The sequence below is a fragment of the Curtobacterium sp. MCBA15_008 genome (genome assembly GCF_001865065.1).
GTDB lineage: Bacteria > Actinomycetota > Actinomycetes > Actinomycetales > Microbacteriaceae > Curtobacterium.
The window spans coordinates 79763-89423 of record NZ_MJGN01000034.1 but is presented as its reverse complement, the minus strand read 5'-3'; the positions used below and the strand labels follow the sequence as shown (position 1 = coordinate 89423).

The following is a 9661-nucleotide window of genomic DNA, read 5'->3' as shown; positions in this document are numbered from 1 at the left end:
CACCGCGCCTCCAGGCGGTCGCGTCGAGAACGGGTGCTGATCATGCCTGGTCATGACCAGCTCGTCAAGCATCGGAGGCCATCCGTTCGACATCCGTGATCCCCCGGAAACACGCGGATCACACGGGTCCACAAGGCTCGGATCGATGCTTGACAACGCGACCCCGAGGGTCTTCACTTGCCAATACGCAACGTCCTTTCATAAAGGTCGGACCAAGGGAGTCATCGTGACACGCACGCGTTTCGCCGCACTCGGTGCGCTCGCCCTCGCAGGCGCGCTCGCCCTCACCGGGTGCTCCGCCGGAAGCAACGGAGCTTCCGACGGCGGCACGAAGTCCATCGGCACACCCGATGGCAAGGGCAAGACCATCACCGTCTGGATCATGAACGGCGACCTCAGCCCGAAGATCCTCGACGTCGCCGAGAAGCAGTTCACCGAGGCCACCGGCGCCAAGGTGAAGCTGCAGCTCCAGCAGTGGGACGGCATCACCACGAAGCTGACCACCGCACTCGCCCAGAAGGACGCGCCGGACGTGGTCGACCTGGGCAACACGCAGGTGCCCGTGTACGCCGCGACGGGTGGCCTGATGGACCTGTCGCCCTACAAGAAGGAGCTGCAGGGCGGCCAGACCTGGCTCTCCGGGCTCGAGGGGCCGGCCACCGTCGACGGCAAGCTCTACGGTGCTCCGCTGTTCGCCGGCAACCGCGCGGTGATCTACAACAAGAAGATGTGGGCCGACGCTGGCGTGACCGACGTCCCGACGTCGTACGACCAGCTCACCGCCGACCTCGACAAGGTCAAGGCGAAGAACCCGCAGGCGGACTTCTCGGCGTTCTACATGCCCGGGCAGTACTGGTACGGCGGCCTGCAGTGGGTGTGGGACGCCGGCGGACAGATCGCCACCGAGCAGGGCGGCAAGTGGAAGGGGTCGATCGACTCCGCCGACGCCGTCAAGGGCCTGACCGCGTGGAAGGACTTCCAGAACAGCTACTCCGCGAAGTCCACGCAGGACATCAACACGGACAAGCCGGCCGAGTCCGACATCTTCGCGCAGGGCAACACCTCGGCGATCCTCGGGTCCGCGTGGGAGATCGGTTCGATCACGACGGCGAAGCCCGAGCTGAAGAACCAGATCGGCACCTTCGCGATGCCGTCCCAGACCGAGGGCAAGACGCAGCCCGTCTTCCTCGGCGGCTCGGACCTCGGCATCCCGTCGAAGTCGCAGAACCAGGACCTGGCGCTGTACTACACGAAGATCCTCACCTCGAAGAAGTTCCAGCAGGACCAGGTCTTCGGGGTCGACGGCTGGGAGCCGAACTCGACGCAGCTGCTCGACGCGGTGTCCGGTGACGTGGACGAACTCCACAAGCCGTACTTCGCCGCGGCGTCGACGAGCCGTCCGACGCCGGCGACCCCCGGCTGGGCGACCATCGAGGGCGACTCCACGTTCCAGACGATGTTCGCGGACATCGCGACGGGGCGGAAGTCGCCGAAGCAGGCGGCCGAGGGCTTCTCGGAGCACCTCACGTCCGCACTCAACGCGCAGCAGTAGTCGATGACGTCGACTGCAGAGCGGGTGCCCGGTTCGGCTCAGGCCGAGCCGGGCACCCGGCGCCGCCGGCCGGTGGGGTCGTCACGCGCGCCACTGGTGCTGCTCGCCCCGGCGGCGCTGCTCCTGCTGGCGCTCGTCGTCTACCCGCTGGTGCGCCTCGTCGTCATCTCCTTCCAGGACTACGGTCTCCGGGCGATCTTCACCGGGCAGGCGGGGTTCGCGGGGTTCTCGAACTACACGAACGTGCTCGCCGACCCGAGCTTCTGGCCGGTCGTCCTCCGGACGGTGCTCGTCACCGGCGCGATGGTCGTCGGGACGATCGGCATCGGGATGGCGGTCTCGCAGCTGCTCACCCGGCTCGGCGTCGCGATGCGCACGATCGTCAGCGTCGTGCTCGTGCTCGCCTGGGCGATGCCGAACGTCGCGTCGAGCCTGGTGTGGCAGTGGCTCTTCCAGCCGTTCTACGGCGTGCTCAACTGGCTGATCACGCAGCTCGGGGTGTTCGGCGACCACACGCAGGACAACTGGGCGTCGAGCCCGGGCCAGGCCCTGACCATCGTGCTGTCGCTCGTCATCTGGCAGGCGGTGCCGTTCGTCGCGCTGACGCTCTACGCCGCCCAGTCGCAGATCGCGCCGGAGTACTACGAAGCCGGTTCGCTCGACGGGGCCTCGGCCTGGGCGATGTACCGCGCGATCACCCTGCCGGCGCTCGTGCCGACCCTGCTGCTCGTGACGATCCTGTCGGTGATCTGGGACTTCAACGTCTTCAACCAGATCTGGCTGCTCACCCGCGGCGGACCGGAGGACACCACCCTCACCCTCGGCATCTGGACGTTCGTGAAGTCCTTCGTGTCGAACGCCTACGGGCAGGGCGCGGCGATCGCCGTCATCTCGACGCTGATCCTCGGCGCGCTCACCAGCTACTACATCCGCCGGCTCGTCCGGAGCGGGGAGGAGGACCTGTGACGACGACCACGACCCCCGGGGTGACCGGGGCGACCGCGTCCGAGGCACAACCGGACGTGGCGGGTGCGAACCGCTCCGGGTCCGGCCGGGCTCGCGCGGTCTCGCCGGTCCGTGCGCGCAAGCGCAAGCCGCGCGTGCTGGCGAACACCATCGCCGTGGTGTTCTGCCTGATCTGGGTGTTCCCGATCTACTGGATGGTGAACACGGCGTTCAAGCCCGCCGACGAGGTCACGGCCCTCACTCCGATCTGGCTCCCGCTGCGGCCCACGCTCGAGAACTTCACGCGGGCGCTGACGCAGGACGGGTTCCTCGTCTACCTGCGCAACTCGGCGATCGTCGTGGTCGCGGCGGTGCTGCTGTCGATCGTGGTCGGGTTCCTCGCGTCGGCCGCCCTGTCGCGCTTCCGCTTCAAGGGGCGCCGCGCGATCCTGGTCGCCATCCTGTTCGTGCAGATGATCCCGTCGGGCGCGCTGCTCATCCCGCTGTTCCTGTCGTTCCAGACCCTCGGGCTGCTGAACAGCTACCTCGGGCTGATCCTGGCGTACGTCGCGAGTGTGCTGCCGTTCTCGATCTGGGTGATGCGCGGGTTCTTCGTCGCGGTGCCGATCGAGATCGAGGAGGCCGCGAAGGTCGACGGTGCGGGCACGTTCCGGATCCTCTGGAGCGTGCTGTTCCCCCTGGTGATGCCGGGCGTCATCGCGACGAGCGTGTTCGCGTTCATCGCTGCGTGGAACGACTACCTCACGGCGTACGTGATGCTGAAGGACCAGGGGATGTACACGCTGCCGGTGTGGCTCGCCGGGTTCTCGACGAACAAGGGGACCGACTTCGGTGGGCTCATGGCGGCGTCGGTGCTGTTCTCGATCCCGGTCGTGGTGTTCTTCCTCATCGTGCAACGGCGGCTGGTCAGCGGCATGACCGCGGGGGCCGTCAAGGGCTGAGCGCCCGACGTGCGACGCCCCGATCTGCTCCGGCAGGTTGGGGCGTCGTCGTGGGCGGGCGCGCGGGCGCGCTCGTGCGCGGCGTCCGATGGTGTTCGCGGCGCGATCGTGGCGCGGAGATCGCACTTCGGCGCGAGTCTGCTTCGGACGTCCGCGCCGAAGTGCGATCTCGGCGGAGGGCATCCGCGCCAGAGTGCGATCTCGGCGGGCGAGGACGGTGGGCGAGGACGGTGGGCGAGGATGGCGGGCGAGGACGGCGCGCGGCCGGGGTCGAGGTCGCGCGACATGCCGCGTGCGTGTTGCCGAGGTCGCGCGACGTGCCGTCTGGGCTCGCCGATAGCGACGTCTTGTGCGACCTCGGCGGGCGCGGCGTGATCGGGGCGTCGAGATCGCACTTCGGCGCGGGTCTGCTTCGTACGTCCGCGCCGAAGTGCGATCTCGGCGGAGGGCATCCGCGCCAGAGTGCGATCTCGGTGGAGGAAGGCATCGCGCGGGCGGCATCGAGGTCGCGCGACATGCCGCGTGCGTGTTGCCGAGGTCGCACGATGTGCCGTCTGGGCTCGCCGAGAGCGACGTTTTGTGCGACCTCGGCGGGCGGGAGCGGGGAGCGCGGGCGAGCGCGGGATGTTGGTTTGGTTGTGGAACGGTTGCGATTCGGTGGGTTGTGCGCGTACGCTGCGTGAAACCCACGGGAACGAAGGAGTTCGGGCATGTACGCAACCGAGCGACACGACGCCATCGCCGCCGCACTGCAGGCAGCCGGGCGGGTCTCCGTCGCCGACCTCGCCGAGCACTTCGACGTCACCACCGAGACCGTGCGCCGCGACCTCGACCTGCTCGAGTCCGCCGGGGTCCTGCGCCGCGTGCACGGGGGAGCGGTGCCCGTCGGCCGGTCGAGCGTCGTCGAGCTGACCGTCGCCGAGCGCGAAGGCCAGCACAACTCCGCCAAGTCCGCGATCGCCCGCGCCGCGATGCGCCTCGTGCCGCCGACCTTCACCGGTTCGATCGCCCTCGACGCCGGCACGACCTGTGCCGCCGTCGCCGCCGAGCTCGCCCGCTGGGAGCCGGCCACGGTCGGCGCCACGATCACCGTCATCACGAACTCCGTGCCGATCGCCGCGACCCTGCAGCACAGCGAGCACGTCGAGCTGCACCTGCTCGGCGGACGCGTCCGCGGGGTCACGAGCGCCGCGGTCGGCACCGCCACCGTGGAGCAGATCGGCGCGCTCCGACCGGACATCGCCTTCGTCGGGACGAACGGCCTGTCCGCCGGCTTCGGGTTGAGCACGCCGGACGAGTACGAAGCTGCTGTGAAGGCCGCCTACGTGCTCGCCGCCCGTCGGAGCGTGGTGCTCGCGGACGCCGCGAAGCACGGGGTCGAGGCGCTCATGCGGTTCGCCCGGCTCGACGAGATCGACACCGTCGTCACGGACGAGCAGCCGCCGGCCGACCTCGCCGGGGCACTGTCCGACGCCGACGTCGAGGTGGTCGTCGCATGAGCGAGCACAGCACCCGCATCGTCACCGTCACCCCGAACCCGAGCCTCGACCGCACCATCGAGCTCGCCGGCGAACTCCAGCGCGGCGCCGTCCAACGTGCGACCCGCAGCACCGCCGAGCCGGGCGGCAAGGGCGTCAACGTCTCCCGTGTCGTGGTGGCCAGTGGCGGCGACACCATCGCGGTCCTGCCGGGCGACGACCTCGACCCCGTGCTGCTCGGCCTGGCGACCCGGGGGATCCCGACCGCCGCGCTGCCGATCGGTGCGCCGCTCCGCTCGAACGTCACCGTCACCGAGCCGACCGGCACGACCACGAAGCTCAACGAGCCCGGGCCGTCCCTCGCCGGACGCCTCGAGGACCTGGCCACCCTCGTCGCCGACACCGCCGCCGCGACCGCCACCGGCCCCGCCGCCCGCTGGGTCGTGTTCGCCGGGTCCCTGCCGCCGGGGCTGCCCGACGACGCCCTCGCCGTGCTGGTGCGGGCCGTCCGGCAGCGCCACGGCGACGCCGTCCGGATCGCCGTGGACTCGTCGGGCGTGCCGTTCACCGCGCTGCTGCAGTCCGGCGAGCGGGTCGACCTGGTCAAGCCGAACGCCGAGGAGCTCGCCGAGGTCGTCGGCGGGGACCCCGAGGAGTTCGAGCGTGACGTCGAGGTCGCCGCGCGTGCCGCCGAGCGACTCCGCGAGCGGCACGTCGGCACGGTGCTGCTCACCCTCGGCAGCGCCGGGGCGGTGCTCGTGACGGCGGACGGCAGCCACGCCGCCGCCGCACCCCGGATCACGGCACGGTCGACCGTCGGCGCGGGGGACTCGGCGCTCGCCGGCTACCTGCTCGCCGAGGTCGCCGGGCAGCCGCCCGAGCAGCGCCTCGCCCAGGCCGTCGCCACCGGAGCTGCGGCCGCGGCCCTGCCCGGCAGCGACGTTCCCGCCCTCGACCACACCGACCCCGACGCCATCACCGTCCGGCGAATCCAGCGCACGTCGGAGCCAGCCCAAGCGCCTGCCTGACGTCAGCACCCCGAGCAACACCCCCCGAACACCAGCACCCCGTGCGACCGCAGCACGATTGCAAAGGAGCAACCATGTCCGTCAACACGAGTCCACGCCTCATCAGCGTCCAGCTCGTCGGTCTCGACGAGGACCTCGGCGCCACGTCGAGCGACGTCATCCGCGTCCTCGCCGACCGCGTCGCCGCGACCGGCCGCGCCGCCGAGGGCCGGGTCCTGGCCGAGGACGCGATCAAGCGCGAGGCCAGCGTCGGCACCGGCGTGCCCGGCGGCATCGCGATCCCGCACGCCCGATCGGCGTCGGTGTCCGAGCCGACCCTGGCGTTCGCGCGTCTCGCCCGGAAGGTGTCGTTCGGTGCCCCGGACGGCGACGCCGACATCGTGTTCATGATCGCCGTGCCGGAGGGTGCGGACAAGGACCACCTGACGGTCCTCTCGACCCTGGCCCGGGCACTCATCCGCGACGACTTCACCGCGGCGCTCCGTGCGGCGGCCACCCCGCAGGAGATCGTCGACCTGGTCGACCGCGAGGTGAGCGGCGAGGTGTCGGAGGCCGGCGTCGGGAAGGCGAGCAGCGCCTCCAGTCCGACCCCACCGGCAGGTGCGACGGCGACCCAGCGCAAGCTCATCGTCGGCGTCACCGCCTGCCCGACCGGCATCGCGCACACCTACATGGCAGCAGACGCGCTCGTCGCCGCAGCCGAGCGGGCCGGCGCCGAGATGCACGTCGAGACCCAGGGCTCCTCGCAGGTCGAGCCCCTCGACCCCGCGCTCATCGCCCGCGCCGACGCCGTCGTGTTCGCGGTCGACGTCGACGTGCGCGACCGCGGCCGCTTCGCCGGCAAGCCCCTCGTCTCCGGACCCGTGAAGCGCGGCGTCGACGAGCCGGACAAGATGATCGCCGAGGCGATCCGCGCCTCGGAGGACCCGAACGCCGCACGCGTGCAGGGCGGCGCCGCCACGACCGAGACGACCACGAAGAACGAGCACTTCGGCCAGGCCCTGAAGCGCTGGCTGCTCACCGGCGTCAGCTACATGATTCCGTTCGTCGCGGGCGGCGGGCTGCTCATCGCGCTCGGCTTCCTGCTCGCCGGGTACGGCATCGCGCTGCAGCACGGTGACTCCGGCCAGAACAACGCGGTGTTCACGCTCACGAACTACACGCTGCTGGACCTGCCGCCGCAGGGCCTCGGCTACTACCTCGGCGCCGCCGCGTTCCAGATCGGCGGGATCTCGCTCGGGTTCCTCGTCGCCGCCCTCGCCGGGTACATCGCCTACGCGATGGCCGACCGACCCGGCATCGCGCCCGGCTTCGTCGCCGGCTCGATCGCCGTCTTCATGAACGCCGGGTTCCTCGGTGGTCTGATCGGTGGCCTCATCGCGGGTGCCGCGGCGTACTGGATCGGCCGCATCCCGACCTGGCGCTGGCTGCGTGGCCTGATGCCGGTCGTGATCATCCCGCTGTTCGCGTCGATCATCGCCTCCGGCCTCATGCTGCTCGTGCTCGGCGGGCCCATCGCCTGGCTGATGACCCAGCTGACCGAGTTCCTCAACTCCCTGTCCGGTGCCTCGGCGGTCCTGCTCGGGATCATCCTGGGCCTGATGATGGCGTTCGACCTCGGCGGTCCGGTCAACAAGGTGGCGTACGCGTTCGCCGTCGCCGGGCTCGGTGCCGGCACCGCCACGAACGTCGTGCCGTTCGAGATCATGGCCGCGGTGATGGCCGCCGGCATGGTGCCGCCGCTCGCCCTCGCGCTGGCCTCGACCGTCCTGTACCGCAAGGGCTTCACGAAGCCGGAGCGCGAGAACGGCAAGGCCGCGTGGCTGCTCGGTGCCTCGTTCATCTCCGAGGGCGCGATCCCGTTCGCCGCGGCCGACCCGCTGCGGGTCATCCCGGCGTCGATGGTCGGTGCCGCGGTCACGGGAGCGATCTCGATGGCGGCCGGCGTGACCTCGCGGGCGCCGCACGGTGGGATCTTCGTGTTCTTCGCCATCGGGGACGTCGCGATGTTCATCGTCGCGATCCTGGCCGGCACGGTCGTGTCCGCGCTGGTGCTCGTCGGGCTGAAGAAGTGGGTGCGTCGGGCCCCGGCGGCGGACGCCGCCGTGTCCGAGACCGCTCACGACCGGGTGGCGGTCGCCGTGTAGTCGACGTCACCATCCGACCGACTGGAGGCGCGGTGCCAGCTGGCACCGCGCCTCCAGTCCGTCGTGACCCGCGAACTGGAGGCTCCCTCACCCCCGGTCCGGGCCGGTAGCGTCACGAACGCACACCCGCAGGACCGCCGTCTCGCCACGGCACAGCACGCCCGAGTGGCGATGAACGGAACGACACGATGCCGGGGCACCCCAACCTCTTCGACGCGCTGCGGCCGTCCCGTCGCCGGATGCTCGGGCTGGGTGCCGCCGGGACCCTCACCGCCCTGACGGCCGTCGTCGCCTCGGGCGGGCGCGCGAACGCCGTCGACGCGACCGTGATGACGGTGAACCCGCGGACGAGCACGGCGGCGATCAACGCGTGGCTGGCCGTCGGCGGAGTCCGTGTCCTCCGCGGCGCAGCCGTGCTGTCCGGCCCCCTCGTCATCCGCTCCGGCACGCAGCTCGACGCCTCGGCCGCGAGCGTCACCGGGGCCATCGGCGACAACGTGCTCCGCAACGCCGCCGCGAACCCCAGCGCCCGGACCACCGCGTCGGTCCGTGCCGGGTCCAACGTCGTCACGACCAAGGCGGCGGTGTTCAGCACGGCGATGGTCGGGCGTCGCGTGCAGGTGCTCGGCGCCGGTCCGCGCAGCGGCAACGCGAAGGCTCCGGGATCGATGTACGGCCGGATCGTGTCCGTCCAGTCGTCGACCCGTGCGACCCTCGACGTCGCCGCGACCTCGACGCTCACCTCGGCCGCCACGTCCGTCTTCCCGCCGAACGACGGGGACATCAGCATCGTCGGCGGCACGTGGACGAACCGCAGCAAGAACTCCGTCTCGCAGACCACCGAGTCGCACGGGCTCCTCATCCGCCGTGCCGCGCGGGTGTCCCTGACCGGGCTCACCGTGCACTCGACGGGCAGCGCGCAGGTCGGCGGTCAGTACGCCGTCTCGTTCGGTGACGTGACCGACGTCACCGTCGAGGACGTCGCCTTCATCGACACGGCCTCGGACGGTGTGCACTTCCAGGGACCGTCGTCGCGGATCGCCGTCCGCCGGATCACCGGTGAGCGCACCGGCGACGACCTCGTCGCGTTCACCACGGTGGACGGACAGACCCACGCGGGTTCCCGGCTCGGGGACTGCGAGGGGGACATCACCGACGTCGTCGTCGAGGACGTCCGGGGCAAGCAGTGCCTCTGCCTGCTCAAGGTCACCTCCGGCATCGGCGGGAACGGTGTGCAGCGCCGCATCCGTCGCTTCTCGGCATCCGGCCTCGCCGGGAGCGTCACCGGGCGCTCGCCCGTCCAGATCGTGAACTACGCCGGCCCGACCTGGTTCGAGGGCACCGTGTCCGGCGTCACCGCGACCGGATCGAGCGGGACGGTGGTGAACGTCGACGTCCGGACCCTCGGGGCCCTGGTGGTCGAGGACGTCGCCCTGCCCGCCGGTGCCCGCGCCGCCGTCGACGGCATCGTCCGGGTCGCCGCCTCGAGCGCGTCGTCCGTGACGGTCCGACGGGTCACGAACCGGTCGACCGGAGCCGGGGCGGCGAG

General features: G+C 71.1%; 7 protein-coding genes. All 7 read left to right on the top strand.

Translation table 11 applies throughout. From position 1 onward, the window contains the following. The first annotated feature begins 226 nt into the window (after window positions 1–226). Entirely contained in the window at window positions 227–1552 is a 1326-nt protein-coding gene (locus BIU96_RS13390) for a sugar ABC transporter substrate-binding protein (RefSeq protein ID WP_217642268.1), read from the top strand. A gap of 3 nt (window positions 1553–1555) precedes the next feature. Continuing rightward, window positions 1556–2518, top strand: a complete 963-nt coding sequence (locus BIU96_RS13385; RefSeq protein ID WP_071293106.1) for a carbohydrate ABC transporter permease — start codon at window positions 1556–1558, stop codon at window positions 2516–2518. After that, window positions 2515–3459 (top strand): carbohydrate ABC transporter permease, encoded by a 945-nt coding sequence (locus tag BIU96_RS13380; RefSeq protein WP_254786149.1) that lies wholly within the window; start codon window positions 2515–2517, stop codon window positions 3457–3459. Before BIU96_RS13385 ends, BIU96_RS13380 begins: the two co-directional genes overlap by 4 nt. Before the next feature lie 710 nt (window positions 3460–4169). Beyond that, the gene (locus tag BIU96_RS13375; protein ID WP_071293105.1) at window positions 4170–4958 is read left to right on the top strand and encodes a DeoR/GlpR family DNA-binding transcription regulator; all 789 of its coding nucleotides are present in this window, start codon (window positions 4170–4172) and stop codon (window positions 4956–4958) included. Beyond that, window positions 4955–5965: a 1-phosphofructokinase family hexose kinase gene (locus BIU96_RS13370; RefSeq protein ID WP_071293104.1), complete on the top strand. Its 1011-nt coding sequence runs from the start codon at window positions 4955–4957 to the stop codon at window positions 5963–5965. Before BIU96_RS13375 ends, BIU96_RS13370 begins: the two co-directional genes overlap by 4 nt. Before the next feature lie 74 nt (window positions 5966–6039). Then, window positions 6040–8112 (top strand): fructose-specific PTS transporter subunit EIIC, encoded by a 2073-nt coding sequence (locus BIU96_RS13365; RefSeq protein WP_071293103.1) that lies wholly within the window; start codon window positions 6040–6042, stop codon window positions 8110–8112. A gap of 188 nt (window positions 8113–8300) precedes the next feature. After that, a partial coding sequence (locus tag BIU96_RS19905; RefSeq protein ID WP_175477555.1) for a hypothetical protein occupies window positions 8301–9661 on the top strand: 1361 nt, incomplete at its 3' end.

Coding starts and splice junctions, on each gene's coding strand:
- BIU96_RS13385 (WP_071293106.1), top strand. CDS start 1,556: ATGACGTCGACTGCAGAGCGGGTGCCCGGTTCGGCTCAGGCCGAGCCG.
- BIU96_RS13375 (WP_071293105.1), top strand. CDS start 4,170: ATGTACGCAACCGAGCGACACGACGCCATCGCCGCCGCACTGCAGGCA.
- BIU96_RS13370 (WP_071293104.1), top strand. CDS start 4,955: ATGAGCGAGCACAGCACCCGCATCGTCACCGTCACCCCGAACCCGAGC.
- BIU96_RS13365 (WP_071293103.1), top strand. CDS start 6,040: ATGTCCGTCAACACGAGTCCACGCCTCATCAGCGTCCAGCTCGTCGGT.